The organism is Thermococcus sp. P6, from assembly GCF_002214525.1.
GTDB lineage: Archaea > Methanobacteriota_B > Thermococci > Thermococcales > Thermococcaceae > Thermococcus.
Map to the genome: position 1 here is coordinate 296,162 of NZ_CP015104.1, position 23,422 is coordinate 319,583.

Here is a 23,422-nt window from a genome sequence, read left to right on the forward strand (position 1 = left end):
CCCGAATCCATCGGACCGGGTAAGTGCCGGGTCCTAAAAAACTATTTTGGATCAGCTAATGGGGAAAAACAAAAAGGATTTCACCCGAGATCCGCCCATTTGACCAGACCGAGGAGGAACCTGTGGGGGAGCTTCTCGTGATGTGGATAGACCCTTACCGAATAATGCCAGCACTCCTCACCGAAGTGCCTTAACGCGCTCCCCTCGTAGGTGTAGAGCCATCTGTCTCCCTCGAGCCTCTTTGGATGCCTGAGCTCTATGATGTGCGGCCTCTCCACAGGCTGACCATTGACGCTGACACCGTAGTAGAGTTCAACCTTAACGTCCTCGGGGTTCAGGCCGTCGAGGTACAGCGAGACCTCGAGGACGTTCCCCTCCTTCACCCTGACCTCCTCGATCTTCACCTTGTCCCACGATGCCGTGACTCGGTCCTTCCACGCGGCTATCTCCCGGGCTCCCTGATAGTTCTCCCTCGTCAGCCAGATGTAGTTGCTCATGGCCTTCGAGTAGAACCTGTCCATGTACTCCTTTACCATCCTGTGGGTGCTGAAGAGGGGCGCTATGCTCTTGATGCTCTCCTTCATCATGTAAACCCATCTGTCACGGTTGGAGTAGTAGACCGGCACTATCTCCCGCTCAAGCAGGTTGTAGAGGGACTGTGCGTCCTTGGGGTCGTCCTCTTCCGTCTCGGGTTCCGTTGTTTCCTCCCCCACGACCCAGCCGTTCTTGCCGTTGTAGCCCTCGACCCACCATCCATCGTAGATGCTCGCGTTGAGGACGCCGTTAAGGCCCGCCTTCATGCCGCTCGTTCCGCTGGCCTCCATGGGCCTCCTCGGGGTGTTGAGCCAGACGTCAACGCCCGCCACCATGAGCCTCGCGGTCCCCATGTCGTAGTTCTCCACGAGGAATATCTTCCCCTTGAACCCGGGCATCTGGCTGACCTCGTAAACCCTCCTCAGGAACTCCTTACCCGCCTCGTCCATGGGGTGGGCCTTTCCACCGAAGATCAGGTAAACGGGTCTTTCGGGGTTGTTGAGAATCCTCTTCAGCCTCTCGAGATCGGTGAAGAGGAGGGTGGCCCTCTTGTAGGTTGCGAAGCGTCTGGCAAAGCCAATTATAAGGGCGTTCTCGTCGATCTCGGGCAGGGGATCGTTTGTTCCAAGGCGTTTGTTCCTTTCGATGGCCTTCTTCCTGAGCAGGTTTACCAGCTCCCTCTTGGCCTCGAGATGTGTCGCCCAGAGCTCCTCGTCCGGAATCCTCTCAACCGCGTACCAGATGCCTTCGATGTTCGTGTGCTCCCTCCAGACCCGCCCGAGGTAGCGGTCGAAGAGCTTCTTAATCTCGTTGTGAACCCACGTCATGGTGTGGATACCGTTGGTTATTCCCTCTATGGGTATCTCGTCTATTGGAACCCCCGGCCAGAGGTCCTTCCACATCCTCTTGCTGACCTCCGCGTGAAGTTTGCTTACGCCGTTGACGTAGCTCGAAGTCCGTATTGCAAGGAGGGTCATGTTAAGCTGATCTCCCTCCCTTCCGAGCTCCAGAAGTTCTTCCCTTCCGGCTAGGAAGCCTGAGAGGCGCTTTTTAACCTCCTCCATCGGAAACCTGTCGTGGCCTGCAGGAACGGGTGTGTGGGTTGTGAAGACCGTCGTTCCCCGTACTATGCTGAGGGCCTCGGTGAAGGTTAACCCTTCCTCCATGTACCACGCCATCCTCTGGAGGTTCGCAAAGGCGGGATGTCCCTCGTTGAGATGAACTACGCCCGGTTCTATTCCAAGGCTTTTGAGGAGTCTCATACCCCCGATTCCGAGGAGTATCTCCTGCTTGATCCTCCTGTCCATCTCGGCGTTGTAGAGGTAGTCGCATATGCTCCTGTCCCCGGGACTGTTCTCGGGCACGTCCGTATCGAGAAGGTACATCTTCACCCTGCCAACGGTGACCTCAAAGGCCCTCGCGTAAACGACTCTGTCCTCTATCGGAACCTCTATCAGGAGGGGTTTTCCCTCCCCGTTAAGGACGGGCTTCAGGGGCATCTCCTCGGGCCTGTAGTCGGGGAACACTTCAATCTGCCTTCCGTTTTTATCGATCTCCTGTCTGAAGTAGCCGTGCTTGTAGAGGAGGCCAACGGCTATGAAGGGGAGTCCGAGATCGCTCGCCGTCTTCACGTGGTCCCCGGCAAGGATTCCGAGGCCGCCCGAGTAGATGGGAAGGCTCCTGCTTATACCGTACTCCATGCAAAGGTAAACTATGGGTTTGTCCCACTTCGGGTAGTTCGTGGAGAACCATGTTGAGGCGGGGTTCATGTAGTGCTCAAACTGGTCCATAACAAGCTCGTGCAGGTTCATGAAGTTGTCGTCGTTGATGAGCTCTTTGAAACGGGCTCTGGGGACCTCGAGAAGGAGTTTAACAGGGTTCTTATACTCGGCCCAGAGCTCGGGGTCGATGTACTCCCAGAGTTTCGTGGCGCGCCTGTTCCAGCTCCACCAGTAGTTGTAAGCCAGCTCCGCCAGATCCCTCAGCGGGTAAGGCAGTTTCTCCCTGATTACATCTTCCGTCCTGAAACCTTCGCTCATGCACATCACCTGTATCATTGTGGGTGATAAAGGATCGGGGGTGGACTTAAAAAGTCTTGCCAATCGTCATCTGACGAAAAAAAGATTATCGTTCGGGAACGGGTTTCTATCCCGGCGTAAACTATATTAACAAACCGGTTATGATTCTTATCGGTGCTCGCAGTGAAGGCGGTCATTCTGGCCGGGGGCAGGGGTTGTTACGGAACCCGGTAGAGTTGTTCCAGCGTCGGGATCTGGCCGGAATCCGGACCGGTAAGGAGAGCATGATACTCCCTGATTGAGGTGATGAAGGTGGAAGTGTATCATTCCAAGAGTTTTAACCCCGAGGAGCTCGCCCTTCTCGGAAGGGCCATGGGGACGATATCCCAGGGAACGATAATAGTCGGAAGGGACGGTAGGGCCATATCCAGATACGGAAAGCGGGCCATGGTGGTTGGGATAGTCAGCACGGGCTCGACCATAATGGACGTCCGTCTAATACCCCTGATAGCCCTCAGGGACTTTGCCATGGGAAAGGGTCTTCCTTTTGCCTACGTTTACTATCACAACGGTGTCAGGGTCCACGTGAGCGGGTTCGATGTCGATGAGATCGAGGCCATACTCGAGAGTAGGAACTTCATAGAGGCGCAGCCCAACGATATCGGGGCAACGGTTTACTATCCAAACGCCCTCGACGACTTTCTCCACGAGATCTTCAAGCACTACAGCTTCAGGGTGAAGGGCAGGGCCCTCGTCGATGCCATGAACACCCCCGCAGTTCTCTTCTTCCCGCGCATGAGCGACCACTTTGGCTTTGAGGTTGAGCTCATAAACGACATGATGACGAGTTACCTTCCTCCAAAGCCGAAGGAGGTATTCCTCCACAAGCTCGTGAAGGGCGATTACGACTTCGGAATGCGCTTCAGACCCGAGGGCATCGTGGAGTTCCACAAAGACGGTGAGGAGCTCGAGTTCAGTAACATGTGGAAGCTCCTCGACCACATGAAGAAGAACCTTTAAATTTTTACGCCTCTTTTTAAATCCTTTAAAAAATTTTAGAGGAAAGTGTTAAAAGAGCGTATCCCCCACCCGGGTCATATCGGAGGTGGCGTCTGTGGGATCTTTCATCGTCATTGAGGGCATCGATGGTGCGGGTAAATCAACTCAGGCAAGGCTTCTGGCGGAATGGTTCAGGCATAGGGGCCGGGAAGTTGTTCTGACCAAAGAACCGACCGATACCGCCTTTGGAAAACTGATAAGGAAGCTCGTTCTCACCGGTGGCAGGGAGGGAATAATAGATGGTGCTAAAATAAGCCACGAGGCGGAGGCGCTTCTGTTCGCTGCTGACAGGGCGGAACACGTTGCAAAGATCATAAAACCCTCCCTTAAGGCGGGAAAGGTTGTCATATCGGACCGTTACTTCTACTCCTCCCTCGCCTACCAGTGGGCCCGCGGACTGGACCTTGAGTGGCTGGTGGACCTGAACCGCTTTGCGGTACGGCCGGATCTTGTGATACTCCTCGACCTGCCGGTTAAGGAGAGCATAAAGCGCATCAACGGAAGGAGCATAAGGACGGAGTTCGACAGAATAGTGGAGCTCCAGAGGAAGGTGCGTGAGAATTACCTCCAGCTGGCAGAGCGCTTCCCCGAGATCAGGATAGTGAACGCCCACGCCGGGGTTGAAGACGTTCACAGGGATATAGTGGCTCTGGTCGAACACGAGCTCTTCGGAAAATGAGGGGGTCGGCCAGTGCCAGTCTCTTCATCGATCTCCGACCGGTAAACGCTCTTCATCCCCCGTAAACCTTTTGCGGATTCTTTTTAAAACCTTGGGGTTTAACGTTTTCGGCCGATGACGAGCGTTAGCCACGCTGAGCGGTGAGGAGAAGAGGGTTAGCCGAGGCCGTTTTGACTCGGGTCCGGGGGATGGCCGCGACTCCGCCCGGGATTGGAGTAAAAGCAGGAAACTAAGCCATGAACCGGTCGAGGAAGTCCCCGACTTTCTTTTTCCACTCCTCCGGATGGAGCTTCAGCGTTCTGACGTGGGGGGCGTCGGTTACCCAGAGCTCCACGTTCCCGTTTACCCTTTTGTTCCTCTCGTAGAACTCCCTCACCTCATCGACCTTTACGAGGGGGTCCTTCTCCCCGGCAATGAGGAGCAGCGGCTTTTTAACGCGATCCGAGTAGGCCATAACGTCCACCACCTTGCCCCCGCTGAAGAGCTTCGTGAAGGGTTTAACGAAGTAATAGAGCCATTCCGGAAGGTTTGCGAAGTACTTCAGCCCCCGCGCACCGGTTCTGTCGGCGTAGATCGGAGGCGAATCAGCCACCCCGCAGCAGACTCCCCCGGCTTCCGCCAGTGCCCTTATCGTAACCATGGCCCCCATTGAGAAACCGATCAGTGCCGTTTTCCGGGCCCTTTCCGGGTGCCTTTCGGTGAGCCACCTCAGGGCAGCCTCAACGTCCATGAGCTCTCTATCCCCAACGGTCGTGTAGGTTCCCTCGCTCTCCCCGTGCCCCCTGAAGTCGAAGGTCAGGACATTGTAACCCTTCTTGAGGAGGAACTCTACGGTGTCCTTCATGTAAACCTCGTCCCACCTGCTCCTCGTGTAGCCGTGGAGGGGGATGACGGTTCCCTCGCTTCCCCTGTCTATCCACCAGCCCCTGAGCCTCAGCCCGTCCTCGGTTGTGAACTCAACATCCTCGTAATCAAAACCGAGGTCCTTAGGTGTCCATTCTCTGATGAAACGGTCGGGTTTGACCATCTTATACCCGACGAAGACTGAAAAGCCGATAAAGGCCAGAAGGAGAAAGATCAGAATGTAAAGCCAGACCATCCTCAACCCTCCTCGACGTCAAGGTTCTTCATGAGCCATATCATGGGCATCGCGAGCAGGACGAGCAGGGCTCCGATTGGGAAGAGCACGCGGTAGTTCCCGCCGGCCATGTCAACTATCGCACCGCCGATGGTCCCCGCAAGGAGAACCGGGAGGGATCTCGTGGCCTCAAAGAAGCCGTAGTAACGCCCCGTAAAGGCTTCCCTCTCGAATTTCGTGAGCAGGTCGCCTATCACGGGGTAGGAAGCGGCCATCAGGATTCCCCATCCCACTCCCGCGATTCCGAGGGCCACCACTATCTGGGTCTCGGTCGTTATGAACCATCCCCAGAGCTGGGGGAGGGCGAAGGTAAGGCCACCGAGGACTATGCTCAGCCTCCTCCCGAGTTTGTCGTAGATTATTCCCCCGGGGAGAGCGCCGAGGAGCACTGTAACGTTGAAGAGGGCCATGAGGTAGAGCCCGAGGGAGGTAACGGCCTTCACGTTCTCCTCCGTGGCCGAACCGTGGAGTATGTAGGCCAGTATGCCGTAGAGGAAGATTCCTATGAACTCGAAGCTCATCCACCAGAGGGTCTGGGCGGTGTAGAACTTGAGGAAATCGCGCTTTCTGACTATGCTCCAGAGGTACTCCCCAAGGCTCTCGTTTTCCTCGATCTCGGGGCTTTCCGGTTCCCTGACAATGAAGTACACGAAGAGGGCCGCCCCTATCAGGAAGAGCGCCGTCAACAGGAAGGGCATCTTGAGGTAAGGCGTCTGGGTAAGGGCCTTTATACCCTCGCTCTCCCCCGTGGCTTCTACCGCCTTGGCTATCAGAAAGCCGGCGAGGCCGAAGAGGAACAGGTTGCCCGCCCACTCGAGGAGGGTTATTACACCGCTCGCCTTTCCCCTCTGCCCGCTCTCGATCGTGTCCGGCATCAGGGCCCTGTACTGGGCAGTGTAGATGTGCATCGAGAAGTAGAACAGGGCGAGGGTCAGGGCAAAGCCCCACAGGGGGAGGCCCGCGGCGTAGCTCACGTATATCATCAGGGCCATTATTCCGGCAAGAAGCCCCCCGATCATTATGAAGGGTCTCCTCCTGCCGTACCTTGATTTGAGCGTATCGCTGTAATAACCGAGGAGGACGGGCACGAAGAGGCCGATCAATCCCTCGGTTGCCAGTATGGTTCCCTTAACGAAGGCAGAACCGGTGTAGGTGGACAGCAGCGGGAACGAGAGCCCCTTGTTGAGGGCCCAGCCGACGCTCCTGCTGAAGCCAAGCAGTGCAATACCCAGAACGACACCCCAGCTGAATCCCTTACGCTCCAACCTTTTCACCTCCAGTTTTCAGGTTTATTTATGTTGAAGGAAAGTTTTTACGCTTTCGGTTGCGGGATAAAAAATGAAAGGATTCAGTCCACGTCCGGGACGTAGTCCAGCGCCTCTCCCTTCCGCGCGACGATGTCCCCCCTTCTGACGAACTGCATAGCAATCGCCGACAGCAGAAAGAAGGTTATCGAAAAGGGCAGCAGGGTGGTGTAGCCTATGACGTCAAGGAAGGCCCCCGCCAGCGGTGGCGCTACGAGGTTCGCCGCCTGACTGGAGAAGTAGTAGAGTCCGGTGTAGCCGCCGAGCTTCTCCTCCGTGGTCATGTCCACGACCATGGGCAGGGAGTTTACGTTAACCATGGCCCACCCTATGCCACCGATGAAAAACAGCCCCATGAATGTCATCACCACGGGATCGTTCAGGGAGCTGGAGGCCGGGTGCTGGCTCTCCCCGATGTAATAGGCCGCCACGAGTATGGCCACCACCACTGCGAGCCCGAGGGTTATCGTCTTCCTCCTGCCTATCCTCGCACCGAGGAACCCCGCGGGAATAGCGAATATCATGAAACTCAGGGAGAACATACCGATCATGAAGGCGCCGGTGCTCTCCTCTATCCCGAGGTGGTACTTGGCGTAGCTCGTGAAGAAGGTCTCCAGGGAGTTAAAGGCCACGAACCAGAGGAAGATGGCAAGTAGAATGGCCAGCAGGCTTTTCTCGTGGCTCGCAAACACCTCCCTGAGGTTCTCCCCGAGCTCCCCGAAGCTCTTTCTGGACGTCTCCGATAGGAGCTTTCCTATCTTCATCTTCTCTCCCGGAACGCGGTATTCCTCGGGCTCGGGAACGAGGAGAACCACCAGCAGGTTGGCGAGGAGCATCAACGCGGCGCCCACGTAGAAGGGATAGGCGTAGTTCATGTCGTAGAGGAACTTGCCCCCGAAGTAGGCCAGCAGAGCCCCGAGACCGCCCATGAAGTTGATTATCCCGTTCGCCTGACTCCTCTTCTCGCTCGGTGTTATATCGGGCATAAAGGCGATGACCGGGGAGCGGAAGAGGGCCATGAAGAAGTTCATGAAGACGATGGTTCCCATGAAGAGGGCGAGGCTCTCGTGGGCCCTTGCAACGGGTATCAGGGCGAACATTATCGCCGCCGACGGTGCGCCGAGGAGTATGTAGGGCTTCCTGCGGCCGAGTCTCGTCCTCGTCATGTCACTGAGCGCCCCGAGGAAGGGAAGCAGCAGGACGGCGAAGAGGTTGTCTATCGTCATCACGAAGCCCGTCACGGTTCTGCTTAGATGGAAGGTATCCTGAAGGAATATAGGCACGTAAGCGTTGTAAAGGGCCCATATTATGCTTATCCCGAAAAAGCCAAAACCGAGAAGGAATATCCTCGAATATTTGAACTCCAAAGATTTCACCCCCGGGATTTCGTTAACGGGGAAGATACACGGGGGAAACTTTTAAGACTTTTGAGTTCACTTTTGAGCGGTGGGGCGGGTGGCACGTGTGTACAGGGAAGGCCCGGTGATTCTGGGCCACAGGGGGTTCAGGGGGCGCATTGAAAACACCCTGCCCGCCTTCAGGAGGGCCCTGAAATACGCGGACGGGATAGAGTTCGACGTGAGGCTCACGGGCGATGGAAAGGTCCTCGTTCACCACGACGATTCCTTTGTCGCCGACGGTTTTTCCCACAGTTTGAGGGACCTCAGTCTGGTGGAGCTCAGGAGACTGCACCCGATGGGAAGGCTGGTCCCCACCCTCGGGGAGGTTGTGAGGGAGTTCAAAGGGGTTAGGATGGACGTTGACGTCAAGGAGATCGAGACCGTTGAAGAAACCCTCCGGCTGGTTGAAAGGTACAATGCCCTCGAGAAGGCGGTGTTCTCCTCGGAGGATCCGGAGATAGTGCGGACCGTCCTCCGGGAGTGTCCCGAATGCAGGGTCGGGTTCTCGATAGTGGGCTACTCTTCCGTTCCCCGGCTGCTTCGCCTGAAAGGTATCCACTCCGTCCACGTGCCGATCGATGCCGTCTCCTACATAGGCTACAGGCCCCTGATGACCATCCTGAGGGCCCTTCGACGGCGCGGTCTTGCAGTTTACCTCTGGAACTACCGCATGGACGAGATGTTCTGGGTTCCAAGGCTCATCTCTGTTACGGACGTTTTGATATCCGACGACCCTGCGAGGCTGAGGAAAAGCTTTTTACCTCAGGGCGCCACCGAATGAAGGCGATGTCCATGTGGGAAAGGAAGGGAGTTATCGTCCTCGGACACAGGGGTTACTCCTCCAAATACCCCGAGGACAGTCTTCTGGCCTTCAGGAAGGCGATAGAGGCGGGAGCGGATGGAATCGAGCTGGACGTGTGGCTGACCCGGGACGGGGAAGTCGTGGTGATGCACGACGAGACCATCGACAGAACGAGCGACATGACCGGAAGGCAGAAGGACATGACCCTGAAGGAACTCAAAGGGGCCGACTTGGGGATGGGGGAGCGCATTCCAACGCTCGAGGAGGTTTTCAGGGTTCTTCCTGAAGGGGTCCTCGTCAACGTCGAACTCAAGGATCCCGATGCCGTCGGAAGGGTCGTTGAAATCGTTGCCGAGAACAACCCCGGGAGGGTGATGGTCTCTTCCTTCAGCGTTGATGCCCTGAGGGAATACCGGAGACAGGGTGGAAAGGCCAGAATGGGCCTCCTCATAGGAAGCGAGGACGCTGTTCCCCTGGTACCGAAGCTGAAGGAGGAGCTCGGCCTCTGGTCGATAAACGTGCCCGTGGATGCCCTACCCCTGCTCGGGCTCGAGAAGACTCTGGGGGCCCTGAGGTGGGCGCGCTCCCTGGGACTCAGGGTTGTCCTATGGGCCGGAAACGATTCCCTGTTCTACGAAAACGGGAACCTTGAAAAGCTTAAGGGGCTGTTCGACGTTGTGATAACCAATGACGTGGAAAGGATGCTCGAACGGCTCAAAAGCATGAGGCTCAGATGATACTGGCCCTTTCCTCTGCATCTTCTCGGGATGGAGAAAGGTCAGAGGGACCGGAACTTCTGGAGGAATATCCTGAGATCGGTTTTAAAGGGCTCCTCCGAGCGGGCTATCTCCCTCTCCACGAGCCGGACGAAGTTTTCCCCGTCCTTTGACTCCTCCCACAGGCGTTTTACGGTCCTCTCAAGCCTTTTGTAGTACTCAACGTAGGGCCTCGCCTCGAAGAGCGCCTCCTCCAGCTTCACATTCCACCCCTCCTTTTGAACCAGTAGTAGAAGCGGCGGGAGGCATCCTCGGCCTCACCTATAATCATGAAGTAGCGGAGTATGGCGAGGTTGAGGAGTATCAGCAGTATCAGGAGAACGTTGTAGGCCGGGATACTCACGCTCAGGAAGGCGAAGTAATCCCATGTCATGTGGAGCAGTATCGCGAGGCTGAAGTAGGGTTCGAGGGTGTGCACCCTTCCCTCGGCCTTCAGGCCGTAGCCAACGCCGATTATGGCACTCCATGTTGCGTGGGCAAGGGGCGTCAGGAGCCCCCTCACGAGCGTCACGGCAACGCCGTAGCCCATTCCGTAGAGGAAATTCTCGGTGGCTGCAAAGCCCAGACCGGCCGCAACGCCGTAAACGAGGCCGTCCATTATGCCGTCCATCTGACCGGCCCTGAAGGGCCACCGCAGGGCGAGGGCCTTGGCCGGTTCCTCAACGATACCCGCAACGAGTGCAACGTAGAAGGCTGTCAGCGGGAGAATCGGCTTTACAATGCCCCCGAGGGTCAGGAAGCTCTCAACTACGTAGGCGATAAGGACGGAGAGCGTTCCCCCCAGCAGGAACGTTCCCAGCACGTATCTCCTTGGCTCGGGCTCGTACCTGTCGGCGTGGTAGAAGTACCAGAGTATAACGAGGGCAGGCCCGTAGGCGAAGAACACCAGCAGGCTTAACACGTTCATGGTCATCTCTCCAGAAGAAAATTGAAGGAGGGGATTTAAAGTTTTAGCATCCATCGAAGAGTTCTTCCAGAGTAAAACCCTTCTCCTTCAGGTAATCCACGAGGGGGCGCGGGGGCGTTACAGAGGTCGAGTTGATTTCCTCTATCTCCACCCTCACCTCATCGACCCACCTCTCACCGTCCCTTTCGTAGTAGGCCTTCTGCACGATCTCAACGGGTACGAGATCTCCGGTCAGCTTTACGGTTACCGTCCCGTCGTAGTCCTTCCCGTTGCCCTCGTTCCAGAGGGTTCGGTTAACGGTCAGGAGGTAGTAATCTCCTTCGGTTGTTAGGGTTGCGTTTTCAAGCGGGAAGTCCTTCCAGAGGTTGTCGAGAAGGGTGGACCCCGTGGACCGGTTATCGGCCCCGTTGCACGAGAACTCCCAGCTCACGAGACCGCTCCTGTTGGTGAGGGTGACCGAGCCGAGTTTGTTGGTGTAGTAGTAAACCGCGTACAGCAGCCTGCCCGTTCCGTTGACCGGTATCCTTTCGCCTATCGTGCTGGAGGCTCTCTCTCCGTTCTTTTTGTCCACGGAAACTGTGGAGTGGAGCGTTGCAACCAGCTCGGTCCCGTTGTAGGTTTTGACGTCCATAACGTATCTGTAGCTCTCTATCCGGGAGGCAACGTCCTCAAGTTTCTCCTTCGTGAAGGGCAGGTTCTTGGCTGGACTCTCTGTTGAGGTTCCCGTGGGACCGCCCCCTCCAGAGATGCAGCCCGACAGCAGGAGGGTAATCATGAGTAACGCACCCGTTATAGCTATGCGACCTTTCATTTCACCACCTCGAGAGGGTTGAACTGGTGGTATTAAAAGGTTGGCATCAGAGCGAGTTCATCACCCTCACGAGATCCCCCAGCCTGCCGAAGTCGAGGAGCTCCCTCTCCAGAGGAACCAGAACCCTCATATCCAGCGGATCGTACCTGCGCAGGAAGGGGGAGACTATCTCCCTGAGCACGTCGTTTCCGTAGGCCCATGGGCTGAACGCCGGGAGGACTACAAGGCTCTCCCCCACCAGAAAGACGGGAACCTTGACGAGGGCCCCCACTTCATCCCTGAGCCTTACCGCCGGGTGCTCGTGCCCTATGATGAACCTCTCATCCTCAAGGAGTTTATGGCCGTGGACCAGCTTCCATCCCCCGATCTCGAGTTCGTCGACGATCTCAACACCCAGTTCCCTGAGCCAGAGGATTCCGACGTCGTGGTTGCCCCTGACGAGGATAATCTCCTCGACCATGGGCGATATCTCGTCCACGAAGGCCTTCAGTTCCTTCCTCTCCCTCCACTCCGGGACAAAGGAGTGCTTGAGGTCACCGTTAACGATGAGCCCCTTCGGTTTCTCCCTTTTGAGGAGCCCCTTCAGCTTCCCCACGACTTCGTGGAACACCCTCGGGAGGTAAAAGCCTTCCCGGGCCATGCTGACCTCGTAGCCGAGATGCAGATCCGCCACGATGAGGTAACTCCCGAGCTTCAGGGCCTTTTCGGGAAGGGGCTTGAAGTTCATGTATCAACCTCCGGTCTGGGACTTTTAAACTTTGTTAGGGTGGCCGAAAACATTTTTAAGTTCCCCACTGAATGGAGGCTGGTGAGTAGAAATGCCCTACGTTGGTTTTGCAAGGAGCCCCTACGGGCCGGCAGAAACCTACAGAATTATACTTGAGGAGCTCGGGCGGAGGGGCTTCTCCGTGGGTTTCTCCAAGCACCACTGGGCCGGGGATCTTCCCTTCGGTCTGATAGTGGCCGAAACGGATTCGGGCGAGGTTGCCGTAAGGTGGTCACTCGGCGGGAAGTTCGAGCTGAAGCTTGAAGAGGTGGATAAAGAAACCTACGATGAGTTCGTCGAGGACACGCTTGAATACACGAACGCCGACTCAGGATGAGCGCTCCCTTCTTACCCTTTCTATCACGTCCAGCACGCTCCAGAGGTCCCTTATCACGTGGAGCCTCGATATGGATTCGAGCATCCCGGGGTTCTTCTCAACGAACCTCGCCGTGAAGGGGAAGTAGTACCACACGTACTCCGTGTTCTCGTCCCCGTGGCCCACGAATCGCCATGGCTTATCGTCCACCCATACAAAGGTCTCCCCTCCGTACTTACGGCGGACGAGTTCGAAGGCTTCATCCAGCGTCATCTCCCGCCCGAAGACCACAACGTCGTCAAAGAGATCGTAGATTCCCATCGCCCTGAGCCTTCTGACCTTCATGCCGTCTATGGAATCTTCGGCGGAAAAGGATATCACGACGTGCCCCTCCTCCCTCAGTTTCCTCAAAAGCTCCGGAGCGTTGTCTATGGGTTCGCTTAACCTTGCCCTCTCCTCGAACCACGTTTCGAAGAGCCTTCCCCTGAGGAAGAAGGGTGGCTTCGAGGTCCCCCTATGGCTTCCAAACCTCGGCCTTTCGAAGTGGCTCTCCACCCTCGTGAGGAGTTTCGCCCAGAGGCCCTTGAATGGCAGCCAGCCGTAGCGTCTCTCCAGAGCCCTTCGGAAGGCTTCCTCCATGCAGGAATACGTATCTGCGAGCGTTCCGTCGAAATCAAAGGCGACTATCATGGCGATCCCCCTTGGCCCATCACAAAGCATATATTTATCACCCGTTAACTCCCGGTGAAGCGTTTTAAAGGTGATGGACATGGCGAAACACTACATCCCGAACTCCGCCGGTAAGGAGGAGATGCTGAAGGAGATGGGCCTGAGATCCATTGAAGATCTCTTCTCGGACGTTCCCGGTGGAATGGTCAAGGAGTTCAACCTTCCCACAGGAAAGAGCGAATACGAGGTCTTCCTTGAGCTCGGTGAAGTCCTCTCGAAGAACAGGACGTTTCTGGAGATGCCGTCCTTTCTCGGGGCAGGGACGTACTTCCACTACATCCCGGCGCACGTCAGATACCTCATCGAGCGGAGCGAGTTTCTGACTTCCTACACCCCCTACCAGCCCGAGATAAGTCAGGGAATGCTTCAGGCCCTCTTTGAGTACCAGAGCCTGATAGGGGAGCTCGTCGGGTTGCCCGTGGTGAACTCCTCGATGTACGACTGGGGAACGGCCGTGGCTGAGGCGGCCCTGATGAGCGCCCGCGTGACGAGAAGGAAGAGGTTCGTGGTGCCGAAGCACCTCAGCCCGGAAAGGAAGAGGGTCCTCAGCACCTACACCTCCGGTCCGGGAATTGAGGTCGTTGAAGTTCCATGGGACGAAAGAGGGCAGCTCGACCTCGAAATTCTCAGGAAGGAGGCGGATGGCTCCGCGGGCGTCTACGTGGAGGTTCCCAACTTCTTCGGAATACTCGAGGAAAACCTGAGGGAAATCGGCGAAGTGGCCCACGATGCCGGGGCCCTCTTCGTGGTGGGCGTTGATCCGACGGTACTCGGAGTGGTCGAGGCTCCCGGCGAACTCGGTGCCGATGTGGTCGTTGGGGAGGCCGCGTACTTCGGCAGCCCGATGAACTTCGGCGGACCGAGGGCGGGCATCTTTGCAACAAGGAACGACAGGAAGCTCATCCGCCAGATGCCCGGGAGGATAATCGGCATGACGGAAAGCAGGGACGGGGAGAGGGCCTTCGTTATGACGCTCCAGACGAGGGAACAGCACATAAGACGGGCAAAGGCAACCTCGAACATATGCTCCAACGAGGCCCTCGTTGCCGTCGCTGCCGCGATACACCTCGCCAGCCTCGGGCCGGGGGGACTCAGGGAGCTTGGAGAGGTCATACTTAAAAACACAGCCTACCTTAAGAAACGCCTCTCGGAAGTCGCAGAAATCCCCTTCGAGGGAATCAACTTCAAGGACATCCCGGTGCGGTTCGAAAAGCCCTATGGGGAGATACACGAGGCCCTCCTCGAGAGGAACATCCACGGCGGGTATTACCTAAGGCCTCACTTCCCGGAGCTGGGCGAAAGCGCCCTCTTCGCCGCCACGGAGACCACGAGGAGGGAATGGGTCGATGCTCTGATAGAGGTACTGAGGGAGGTGGCCTGAATGTTCAGGCAGGCGAAATGGGATGAACCGCTCATCTTCGAGCTCTCACGTGAGGGTAGAATCGGCTACACCCTCCCCCGGCCGATCGAGGACGTTAACGTCGAGATCCCCGAGAAGCTGAAGAGGAAGAGCCCGCTCAACCTTCCGGAACTCAGCGAGCCCGAGGTGGTCAAACACTACACCCGCCTGAGCGAGATGAACTACGGGGTTGACAGCGGCATCTACCCCCTCGGCTCGTGCACCATGAAGTACAACCCGAAGATAAACGAGGAGATAGCCGGGCACCCGAAGGTGGCCTATGTTCACCCGTATCAGGACGAGAGAACCGTTCAGGGAGCACTCCGGATAATGTGGGAGCTCGAGCAGTGGCTCAAGGAGATAACCGGAATGGATCGCTTCACCTTACAGCCGGCGGCTGGAGCAAACGGCGAGTTCACGGGCGTTTCGATAATAAGGGCCTACCACCTCGACAGAGGGGATACAAAGAGGGACGAGATCCTCGTGCCGGATTCAGCCCACGGGACGAATCCCGCAAGTGCCGCAATGGCGGGCTTCAGGGTCGTTGAGATACCCTCAAACGAGGAGGGAACCGTTGACCTTGAGGCACTCGAAAACGCGGTGAGCGATAGGACGGCGGGGCTTATGCTCACCAACCCCAACACCCTCGGCATCTTCGAGGATGAGATACTGGAGATAGCGAGGATAGTGCACGAGGCCGGGGGGTTGCTCTACTACGACGGTGCAAACCTCAACGGGGTGCTCGGTAAGATCAGGCCCGGGGATATGGGCTTTGACGTGGTCCACCTGAACCTCCACAAGACCTTCTCCACGCCCCACGGTGGCGGCGGTCCGGGAAGCGGTCCCGTTGGTGTGAAGGACTTCCTCAGGGACTACCTGCCGGTACCCCTCGTAGGGTATGATGAAGAAAAGGATCGCTATTACCTCGACTACGACGTTCCAAAGAGCATAGGTAAGGTAAAGGAATTCTACGGGAACTTCGCCGTCATGGTGAGGGCACTCGCTTACCTGAAGATCATGGGGCGGGAGGGCCTCAAGGAGGCCAGCGAAGTGGCGGTGCTCAACACCAACTACCTCGCCCGCAAACTCGAGGGCACGAGGGGCTACGAACTGCCCCACAAGAAGCTCAGGAAGCATGAGGTGGTATTCTCTGCGGAGCCAATGAAGAGGGAGACGGGCGTCAGTACCCTCGACGTGGCCAAGAGGCTGCTCGACTTCGGTCTCCACGCACCGACCATGTACTTCCCCCTGATAGTTCACGAGGCCCTCATGATAGAGCCCACGGAAACCGTCAGCAGGGAGGAGATAGATGCCTACGTCGAGGCACTGAAGAGGATAAGCGAGGAAGCTTACGGCAATCCCGAAGTGGTCAAGAGCGCACCCCACAACACCGCAGTTAGAAGGGTGGACGACGTTCTGGCCGCAAGGAGGCCGATAATAACGTGGCGCATGTACCGGGAGCTGAAGGAGAAGGGAAAGGTTGACGTTTGATTTTTTCTTATTCTTCTTCGTCTGAACGGGCCCGCCACAGGGAAGTGGGGACATGCTCGGAGTAGTGCTGGCAGGGGGTAGAAGCAGGCGCTTTGGCGGGGATAAACTGCTCTTTAGGGTGGACGGTAAGCCCCTCATCCTGCATACCCTCGAAAGGCTCCAATCCGCTTCCCTCATAGATGAGGTCGTCGTGGTGGCCTCCCCTGATAACGCAGGAAAACTCAGAGCCCTTGGATTCGAGGTTATGGTTGATGAACTAACGATCGGTCCAATGGGTGGGCTCTACACCGCCCTCGGTTCCGGAGATGCCTTCGTTGTCGCCGGCGACATGCCCCTCATAGTCCCGGAGTTCGTTGATTACATAGTCCGGATCGCGTGTGGGAAAATTGCGTGTGTTCCACGCTGGAGCAACGGATACCTCGAGCCCCTTCACGCGGCCTACTCAAACGCCTTCCGTAGTGTTCTGGAAGAGAGGATAAAACTCGGCAACTATTCCCTGAACGAGGCAATACGCTCGGTTGATGCCTGCTACCTGAGGATCGAAGAACTCCCGGAGAGGTGGAGGGTGAGCTTCTTCAACATCAACCGCCGGAGCGACCTCCAGAAGATCAGGGGGAACTCAATCTGCAACTCCGGGCCCCTTTGAGGCTACCGCCGGATACCCTTTTATCGTTCCTTCGTCCTCTGCGCTTCAGAATTGCATACCCTTTTATATCCTATGAACTTCAAGTTGCTTGCAGGGGATGTTATGAAGGCACTCGAGGTTAGGGGACTGAGAAAAAAATACGGGGATTTTGAGGCTCTCAGGGGGATTGATCTGGAGGTCATGGAGGGGGAGATATTCGCCCTCCTCGGACCCAATGGAGCTGGAAAGACCACTCTCATTAGAATCCTCGCGGAAGGGTTAAGGTATAACTCCGGGGAGATAAGGGTTTTTGGGGAACCCCTCTCGAAGAGAACCGCGAGGCTTATAGGCTACGTCCCTCAGGAAAGCATAGCCTATGATCTGCTGACCGTCGAGGAGAACTTGAGCTTCTACGCCGACCTTTACGACGCACCGAAGGAGAGGATAAGGGAACTCATCTCTGAGTTTTCCCTTCCGGCCCGGAAGAAGGCCCGGGAGCTGAGCGGGGGCTTTAAGAAACGCCTCAATCTGGCCATAGCGCTTCTCTATGAGCCAAAACTCCTCATCCTTGACGAGCCCTCGGCCGGTCTGGACGTCCCCTCAAGGAGAGAACTTTGGGAACTGATGGAGAGGTTCCGGAGGGAAGGCAGGACGGTACTCGTAGCGACGCACTACATGGAGGAGGCCGAAGCGCTGGCCGACAGGGTTGGGATAATAAACGGGGGGAGGATAACCGCCGTTGGAACCCCGGAAGAGCTCAAATCCTTGGCCGGGGAAAAGAGCGTGATACACGTTGAGGGTTTCCTTAGCACCGGGCCCGTTAAAGAGAAGTTTCCGGAGACGGTGGAGCACGATGGCTCACTCAGGATAATGGTGAACGACCCAAAGACGGCCCTTCCGGGGATCGTTGAACTCCTAATAGGGGGAGGAAGCGAGATACGGACCATAAGGGTCGAAGAGCCCACCCTTGAGGACGTTTTTCTAAAGCTAACTGGGAGGGGGCTGGAATGAAGGTCAGGGCCGTCAAGGGGATAATCCTTAAGGACCTCAGGGAGATCCGAAGGGAGAAGATGGCACTCTTCTGGATTCTGATATTTCCCCTCATGTGGATCACCCTTCTCGGAGGAATATGGGGGCACAGCAGTCCGATAAGCGTTGACGTCGGGGTCGTTTATTCCAGTGAGAACTCCTCCTTTACGGCAGAGGACGTGGTTAAGGTCATGGGGAACGTGACCGTTGACAACGTTCACGTCTTTAAAGTTAAGAGGTATCCCAACGAAAGCTCGGGCATGGAGGCCGTTAGAAGCGGACGGGTGGATGTTCTCCTCGTGTTTCCCGGGGGCTTTGGAAGGAACGTTTCCAGCGGCCTTCAGGGGAAGGTCTATGCCTACTTTGACAGGAGCGATCCACAGAACTACCAGATAACGAGCGGTGCCATAAAAAGCTTCCTCTCCAGCTTTGAAGGGGAGATGACCGAAAAAAGACTCAACGTTACGCTGGGTTACATGGAAGCCTACTTACCCCGGAACGTTACGGTCGAAGATTTTGAAAAATACCTCGTCGGTCTTGCCGACCCCCTCGAGTTTGAGGAGAGGGAAGTGAAGGGGGAAAGCCCTTCGCCCATCGAGTTCTACATTACGAGCTTTATCGGGATTCAGTTCCTCTTCGCCACGATGCTCATGATCGGTTCGGGGACGCTTGAGGAGATAGAACACGGGACCTTAAGGCGCATAGCTTCCTCTCCGGCAACCGCATGGGATTTTCTGGCCGGAAAGATGCTCTCGACCTTCATCGTAATAACCGGGAGCATACTCATCGGAATAGCCTACGCAAAGCTGGTCTTCGGTCACACCGTCTTCCCCGGGCCTCTGGGATGGCTAATGGTATTCCTCGCATCCCTCTTCTCCATGAGCCTCGGACTGGCGATAGCCATGGGGACGAGGAGCATAAGGGCAACGAACGCGCTGGTTAACCTCCTCTCGATGCCCCTGCTTTTCCTTGCCGGCATAGTCATCCCGGAGAGCGTGCTCCCGGGGTGGGCGAGACCCATAGCGAACTACTTCCCGCTGGGAAGGGCTTTGAAGGATTTGAGGCTCCTCGAACTCTACCATCGCCCTCCCGTGGAACTCCTCCCGGATTTAGCCTTCCTCGGGCTCGCCACCCTGATGACACTCCTCCTTGCCGTGATTCTCTACGGATGGAGGGTGAAAAGGCTTGATTAATAAATAGGCCCCTTAAAACGGGCTCTTTGCCCTTTATCAGCAATAGAAATATGCCTCAATCATAATATTCGCATCCAGAAACGGGCGGTCAAGTGGGCCCGGGGGGCTTCGAACCCCCGACCACGCGGTTATGAGCCGCGCGCTCTGACCAGGCTGAGCTACGGGCCCATATGGCGCCGCCGCCCCGGCTCGAACGGGGGACCGCCGGATTAACAGTCCGGCGCTCTACCAACTAAGCTACGGCGGCACGACCCAATGTAGGGAACATCGGTCGATTTATAAAACTTACGGTTGGGTGGGGAGAAAACTTTATATTCCCCGGCGGCCTCCTAAGAGCGTGCCCCGGTAGCCTAGCCTGGTGGGGCGGCGGACTTGTAATCCGCCGGTCGCGGGTTCAAATCCCGCCCGGGGCTCCATTCAAACGTCTCCCCGATCTGAACAGAAGGTCGACCATTCTTCTAAAGAATTGATCCAATTTCGTCTAATTTTCTGAAAAAACTGCAAAATATAACATTGAAGCAACACAACGCTTGGAAGATGTTAAAAATACATGGAATCCCCAGCGAGGAACCCATTCCCCGGTGAACCGAACATCGAACCGGGGGTAGATACTTATAAGCTTTTTTCAGCTGAAATGAACGTTAAAGTTCACCGTAGTAGGTTTGTGACGTTGAAAACGTCTCTTAAACTTTTCGAAAGCGATATAAACCCCCACGGGCGATTAACCACTCGAAAAGCTTATATACCGGCAACCCTCAGGTGGGAGGTAGTGGTAACCGTTCTTAAAAATGTTAAAGGGGGCAATTCTCGGTGGCGAAGAAAAAAGGATTTGACGTATTCACCCATGAGCTGGTTCCGGAGCACAGGATACTGAGCGAGGAGGAGAAGGAAGAGCTCCTGAAGAGATACAGGATCCAGATATCCCAGCTTCCGCAGATAAGGGCTTCGGACCCTGTTGTGGTGGCCCTTGGAGCAAAACCCGGCGACGTTCTGGAGATCAGGAGAAAGAGCCCAACGGCGGGCTACTATAACTACTACCGTCTGGTGGTTGAAGACTGATTCTGTGGGGTGAGATAATGGCGTCGAGAGGACCGACCGTTGTTGAGGTTACCCCTGACGACCTCTGGCTTGTGATGGAGTCGTACTGGAAGGAGAAGGGATTCGTCAGACAGCACCTTGATTCCTACAACGCTTTCATCGATTCGGGGATTCAGAAGGTTATAGACGAGTTCGGCGGCATCAACCCGGACATTCCCGATTTCGAAGTCAAGTTCGGAAGGGTTCGTCTCGGCGAGCCCGAGTTTCAGGAGGCTCTGGGACAGAAGAGGCCCCTCTATCCGATGGACGCGAGGATCAGGAACCTGACCTACTCGGCCCCGCTCTACCTTGAGATGATCCCGGTCGTTAACGGTATCGAACAGGAGCCGGTTGAGGTTCGCATAGGTGAACTACCCATAATGCTCAAATCCAAGGCCTGCCGTCTCCACGGTCTCAGCGACGAGGAGCTCATAAAGCTTGGTGAGGATCCCAAGGACCCCGGGGGATACTTCATCATCAACGGTTCCGAGAGGGTTATAGTATCTATCGAGGACCTTGCCCCCAACAGGACCCTCGTGGAACTGGACAGGAGACAGAACAAGGTAATAGCCAAGTGCTTCTCCTACAGGCACGGCTACAGGGCTCTGATAAGCGTTGAAAGGAAGAGCAACGGTATCCTCTACGTTAACATTCCCAACGTTCCGAAACCTGTTAAGTTCGTCTACGTTATGCGTGCCCTCGGTCTTATCAGCGACAGGGAGATAGTTGAAGCCGTCAGTGACGATCCACGCATACAGCAGGTTCTCTTCGACAACCTCGAGGACGCGAGCGATGTAACCACGCAGGAGGAGGCCCTCGACTACATAGGCAAACTCGCCCTTCCGGGTCAGCCGAAGGAGTACAGGCTCAAGAGGGCCCAGCACATCATAGACAACAACCTCCTGCCCCACATGGGGGTTGAGGAGGGGGACAGGAGGGCGAAGGCCTACTACCTCGGCATGATGGCCCTCAAGGTTCTGGAGCTTTCCCTCGGCCTCAGGGGTGAGGACGATAAGGACCACTACGCCAACAAGAGGCTAAAGCTGGCCGGCGATCTGCTCAGGGACCTCTTCAGGGTGGCCTTCGGTCAGCTCGTCAAGGACATACAGTATCAGATGACGAAGACCTACCAGAGGAAGGGGGAGAGGTACACCTTCGGCAACGTCCAGCGTTTTGTCAGGAACTCGATAAGGCCCGACGTTCTGAGCGAGAGGATCGAACACGCCCTCGCCACCGGTTCATGGCCCGGGGGAAGAACGGGTGTAAGCCAGCTTCTCGACAGAACCAACTACATGTCAACTCTCTCCCACCTCAGGCGCCTCACCTCACCGCTGAGCAGGGAACAGCCCCACTTTGAGGCAAGGGATCTACACGGAACCCACTGGGGCAGGATATGTCCCACGGAGACACCCGAAGGTCCCAACTGTGGTCTCGTCAAGAACCTTGCCCTGATGGCGCAGATAACCACCGAGGTTCCCGAGGAGGAGGTCCGCGAGTACCTTGCCAGGCTCGGGGTCGTGCCCATCGAGGAGAGGAGACCGAATCCGGAACTCTGGCGCGTCTACCTCAACGGCGTTCTCATCGGAACGGTTGAAGACGGCGAGGGTCTCGTGAACAGGGTGAGAAAGGACAGAAGAAGGGGCAGGATAAGCGACGCCATAAACGTTGCCCTCCACGTGGAGGATGAGGTTAAGGAGGTATACGTCAACAGCGACGATGGCAGGGTCAGGAGGCCTTTGATAATAGTCGAGAACGGCCAGCCAAAGCTCACAAGGGAACACGTTGAGGGGATAAAGAACGGAAGCCTTAGATGGAGCGATCTCGTCAGGATGGGCGTTATCGAGTACCTCGATGCCGAGGAGGAGGAGAACGCCCTCGTTGCCACTTGGCCAAATGAAGTCACCGAGGAGCACACACACCTCGAGCTCATGCCGGCCGCCATACTCGGTATTCCCGCTTCTCTCGTCCCCTATCCGGAGCACAACGCCGCCCCGAGAAACACCTACGGTGCGGGCATGGCAAAGCAGAGCCTCGGTCTGGGCTCGGCCAACTTCAGGATACGCGTTGACACGAGGGGGCATCTGCTCCACTACCCACAGGTTCCGCTCGTCAACTCGAGGATAATGAAGGCCGTTGGCTTTGAGGAGAGGCCCGCGGGTCAGAACTTCGTGGTTGCGGTTCTCAGCTACGCGGGATACAACATGGAGGACGCCATAATAATGAACAAGGCCTCGATAGAGCGCGGTTTGGCGCGTTCGACCTTCTTCAGAACGTACGAGGCGGAGGAGAAGAGGTACCTCGGCGGGCAGACCGATCGCTTCGAGGTTCCGGATCCGACCATACAGGGCTACCTCGGCGAGCACTACTACCGCAACCTCGACGAGGACGGCATAGTGTTCCCCGAGTCCAAGGTGGAAGGAAAGGACGTTCTCGTCGGAAGAACCTCGCCGCCGAGATTCCTTGAGGAACAGAGCAGTCTCGGTGGGATAATCCTTCAGGAGAGGCGCGAGACCAGTGTAACAACGAGACCGAACGAAACGGGCATCGTGGACAAGGTCATCATCACTGAAACCGGGGACGGAACGAAGATCGTCAAGGTTACCGTGAGGGACCCCCGCATCCCTGAGCTCGGGGACAAGTTCGCATCGAGGCACGGGCAGAAGGGCGTTATCGGTCTGATAGTCCCGCAGGAGGACATGCCGTGGACGGAGAGCGGAATCGTTCCGGATCTCGTGGTCAACCCCCACGGTATCCCCAGCCGTATGACCGTCGGTCAGCTCATGGAGGCAATAGGCGGAAAGGTGGCGTCGCTTAAGGGGAGGCGCGTTGACGGTACCGCCTTCATCGGGGAACCTGAGGAGAAGCTCAGGAAGGAACTCGAGGAACTCGGTTTCAAGCACACCGGAAGGGAGGTCATGTACGACGGGATAACCGGAAAACGGCTTGAGGCGGACGTATTCGTGGGCGTCATCTACTACCAGAGACTGCACCACATGGTTGCCGACAAGATGCACGCGAGGAGCAGGGGACCGGTTCAGGTTCTCACCAAGCAGCCGACGGAAGGAAGGGCCCGCGAAGGTGGTCTCAGGTTCGGTGAGATGGAGCGTGACGTTCTGATAGGCCACGGTGCAGCGATGCTGCTCATAGAGCGCCTCCTGGAGGAGAGCGACAAGACCGAGGTATGGGTATGCGAGAACTGCGGGCATCTGGCAATAGAGGACAAGCGCAGGGGAAAGGTCTACTGCCCGGTCTGCGGAGAGGAGGAAAGGATAAGCAAGGTGGAGATGAGCTACGCCTTCAAGCTTCTGCTCGACGAGCTGAAGGCGATGGGTATAAGGCCGTCCCTCAACGTAACCGATAGGGTGTGAT

At 56.6% G+C, this 23,422-nt stretch carries 21 protein-coding genes and 3 tRNA genes; 13 read left to right on the forward strand and 11 right to left on the reverse strand.

The window, feature by feature from the left end:
* Positions 1 to 80: 80 nt before the first annotated feature.
* Positions 81 to 2,591, reverse strand: coding sequence for a maltodextrin phosphorylase (gene malP / locus A3L12_RS01595; RefSeq protein ID WP_394335080.1), 2,511 nt, complete (start codon positions 2,589 to 2,591; stop codon positions 81 to 83).
* A gap of 273 nt (positions 2,592 to 2,864) precedes the next feature.
* Between malP and A3L12_RS01600 the strand changes: the two genes are divergently transcribed.
* On the forward strand, positions 2,865 to 3,572 hold the full coding sequence (locus tag A3L12_RS01600; protein ID WP_088881980.1) for a phospho-sugar mutase: 708 nt from the start codon (positions 2,865 to 2,867) through the stop codon (positions 3,570 to 3,572).
* A gap of 94 nt (positions 3,573 to 3,666) precedes the next feature.
* Entirely contained in the window at positions 3,667 to 4,290 is a 624-nt protein-coding gene (gene tmk / locus A3L12_RS01605; protein ID WP_088881981.1) for a dTMP kinase, read from the forward strand.
* 229 nt (positions 4,291 to 4,519) lie between these two features.
* Here tmk and A3L12_RS01610 read toward each other — a convergent pair whose 3' ends face one another.
* The 3 genes from A3L12_RS01610 to A3L12_RS01620 all read right to left on the reverse strand — a co-directional run bounded on the left by A3L12_RS01610 (position 4,520) and on the right by A3L12_RS01620 (position 8,099).
* Positions 4,520 to 5,389 (reverse strand): alpha/beta hydrolase, encoded by an 870-nt coding sequence (locus tag A3L12_RS01610; RefSeq protein WP_088881982.1) that lies wholly within the window; start codon positions 5,387 to 5,389, stop codon positions 4,520 to 4,522.
* A gap of 2 nt (positions 5,390 to 5,391) precedes the next feature.
* Entirely contained in the window at positions 5,392 to 6,693 is a 1,302-nt protein-coding gene (locus tag A3L12_RS01615; protein WP_088881983.1) for an MFS transporter, read from the reverse strand.
* Between the two features lie 83 nt (positions 6,694 to 6,776).
* Positions 6,777 to 8,099, reverse strand: a complete 1,323-nt coding sequence (locus A3L12_RS01620) for an SLC45 family MFS transporter (RefSeq protein ID WP_088881984.1) — start codon at positions 8,097 to 8,099, stop codon at positions 6,777 to 6,779.
* Between the two features lie 88 nt (positions 8,100 to 8,187).
* Between A3L12_RS01620 and A3L12_RS01625 the strand changes: the two genes are divergently transcribed.
* Both A3L12_RS01625 and A3L12_RS01630 read left to right on the forward strand, forming a co-directional pair.
* Positions 8,188 to 8,913 carry a glycerophosphodiester phosphodiesterase family protein gene (locus A3L12_RS01625; protein WP_232462899.1) on the forward strand — a complete coding sequence of 242 codons (726 nt, stop codon included), beginning with the start codon at positions 8,188 to 8,190 and terminating at the stop codon, positions 8,911 to 8,913.
* 11 nt (positions 8,914 to 8,924) lie between these two features.
* Positions 8,925 to 9,671: a glycerophosphodiester phosphodiesterase family protein gene (locus tag A3L12_RS01630; RefSeq protein ID WP_088881986.1), complete on the forward strand. Its 747-nt coding sequence runs from the start codon at positions 8,925 to 8,927 to the stop codon at positions 9,669 to 9,671.
* A 41-nt stretch (positions 9,672 to 9,712) separates the two neighbouring features.
* On the opposite strand, the gene A3L12_RS01635 is transcribed toward A3L12_RS01630, so the two are convergent.
* Genes A3L12_RS01635 through A3L12_RS01650 form a run of 4 tightly spaced genes read right to left on the reverse strand, consistent with a single transcriptional unit; the run spans position 9,713 to position 12,155 of the window.
* Positions 9,713 to 9,913, reverse strand: a complete 201-nt coding sequence (locus A3L12_RS01635) for a hypothetical protein (protein ID WP_088881987.1) — start codon at positions 9,911 to 9,913, stop codon at positions 9,713 to 9,715.
* On the reverse strand, positions 9,910 to 10,617 hold the full coding sequence (locus tag A3L12_RS01640) for a PrsW family intramembrane metalloprotease (protein ID WP_088881988.1): 708 nt from the start codon (positions 10,615 to 10,617) through the stop codon (positions 9,910 to 9,912). Before A3L12_RS01640 ends, A3L12_RS01635 begins: the two co-directional genes overlap by 4 nt.
* 43 nt (positions 10,618 to 10,660) lie before the next feature.
* Positions 10,661 to 11,428 carry a hypothetical protein gene (locus A3L12_RS01645; RefSeq protein WP_088881989.1) on the reverse strand — a complete coding sequence of 256 codons (768 nt, stop codon included), beginning with the start codon at positions 11,426 to 11,428 and terminating at the stop codon, positions 10,661 to 10,663.
* 46 nt (positions 11,429 to 11,474) lie between these two features.
* The gene (locus tag A3L12_RS01650) at positions 11,475 to 12,155 is read right to left on the reverse strand and encodes a metallophosphoesterase (protein ID WP_088881990.1); all 681 of its coding nucleotides are present in this window, start codon (positions 12,153 to 12,155) and stop codon (positions 11,475 to 11,477) included.
* Between the two features lie 91 nt (positions 12,156 to 12,246).
* Here A3L12_RS01650 and A3L12_RS01655 point away from each other — a divergent pair, with 91 nt between their 5' ends.
* Positions 12,247 to 12,531 (forward strand): hypothetical protein, encoded by a 285-nt coding sequence (locus A3L12_RS01655; protein WP_088881991.1) that lies wholly within the window; start codon positions 12,247 to 12,249, stop codon positions 12,529 to 12,531.
* Here the strand turns inward: A3L12_RS01655 and A3L12_RS01660 are convergent.
* The gene (locus A3L12_RS01660) at positions 12,523 to 13,200 is read right to left on the reverse strand and encodes an HAD family hydrolase (protein WP_088881992.1); all 678 of its coding nucleotides are present in this window, start codon (positions 13,198 to 13,200) and stop codon (positions 12,523 to 12,525) included. The genes A3L12_RS01655 and A3L12_RS01660 overlap by 9 nt on opposite strands.
* A 79-nt stretch (positions 13,201 to 13,279) precedes the next feature.
* On the opposite strand from A3L12_RS01660, the gene gcvPA reads away from it, so the two are divergent.
* From gcvPA to A3L12_RS01685, 5 genes are all read left to right on the forward strand, one after another.
* Positions 13,280 to 14,620 carry an aminomethyl-transferring glycine dehydrogenase subunit GcvPA gene (gene gcvPA, locus A3L12_RS01665; protein ID WP_088881993.1) on the forward strand — a complete coding sequence of 447 codons (1,341 nt, stop codon included), beginning with the start codon at positions 13,280 to 13,282 and terminating at the stop codon, positions 14,618 to 14,620.
* Positions 14,621 to 16,129, forward strand: coding sequence for an aminomethyl-transferring glycine dehydrogenase subunit GcvPB (gene gcvPB / locus A3L12_RS01670; RefSeq protein ID WP_088881994.1), 1,509 nt, complete (start codon positions 14,621 to 14,623; stop codon positions 16,127 to 16,129).
* Positions 16,130 to 16,181: 52 nt separating this feature from the next.
* Positions 16,182 to 16,775, forward strand: coding sequence for a molybdenum cofactor guanylyltransferase MobA (mobA, locus tag A3L12_RS01675; RefSeq protein WP_088881995.1), 594 nt, complete (start codon positions 16,182 to 16,184; stop codon positions 16,773 to 16,775).
* 102 nt (positions 16,776 to 16,877) lie between these two features.
* Entirely contained in the window at positions 16,878 to 17,765 is an 888-nt protein-coding gene (locus A3L12_RS01680) for an ABC transporter ATP-binding protein (RefSeq protein ID WP_088881996.1), read from the forward strand.
* Positions 17,762 to 18,976 (forward strand): ABC transporter permease, encoded by a 1,215-nt coding sequence (locus A3L12_RS01685; protein ID WP_088881997.1) that lies wholly within the window; start codon positions 17,762 to 17,764, stop codon positions 18,974 to 18,976. Before A3L12_RS01680 ends, A3L12_RS01685 begins: the two co-directional genes overlap by 4 nt.
* A 93-nt stretch (positions 18,977 to 19,069) precedes the next feature.
* On the opposite strand, the gene A3L12_RS01690 is transcribed toward A3L12_RS01685, so the two are convergent.
* Positions 19,070 to 19,144 (reverse strand) — tRNA-Ile (locus tag A3L12_RS01690).
* A gap of 3 nt (positions 19,145 to 19,147) precedes the next feature.
* A tRNA-Asn gene (locus A3L12_RS01695) sits at positions 19,148 to 19,223 on the reverse strand.
* 92 nt (positions 19,224 to 19,315) lie between these two features.
* Between A3L12_RS01695 and A3L12_RS01700 the strand changes: the two genes are divergently transcribed.
* From A3L12_RS01700 to A3L12_RS01710, 3 genes are all read left to right on the forward strand, one after another.
* Positions 19,316 to 19,392: transfer RNA gene (locus A3L12_RS01700), tRNA-Thr, on the forward strand.
* A gap of 394 nt (positions 19,393 to 19,786) precedes the next feature.
* On the forward strand, positions 19,787 to 20,035 hold the full coding sequence (locus A3L12_RS01705; protein WP_088881998.1) for a DNA-directed RNA polymerase subunit H: 249 nt from the start codon (positions 19,787 to 19,789) through the stop codon (positions 20,033 to 20,035).
* Positions 20,036 to 20,052: 17 nt separating this feature from the next.
* Complete coding sequence (locus A3L12_RS01710; protein WP_088881999.1) at positions 20,053 to 23,421, forward strand: DNA-directed RNA polymerase subunit B; 3,369 nt, start codon at positions 20,053 to 20,055, stop codon at positions 23,419 to 23,421.
* Position 23,422: the final 1 nt, after the last annotated feature.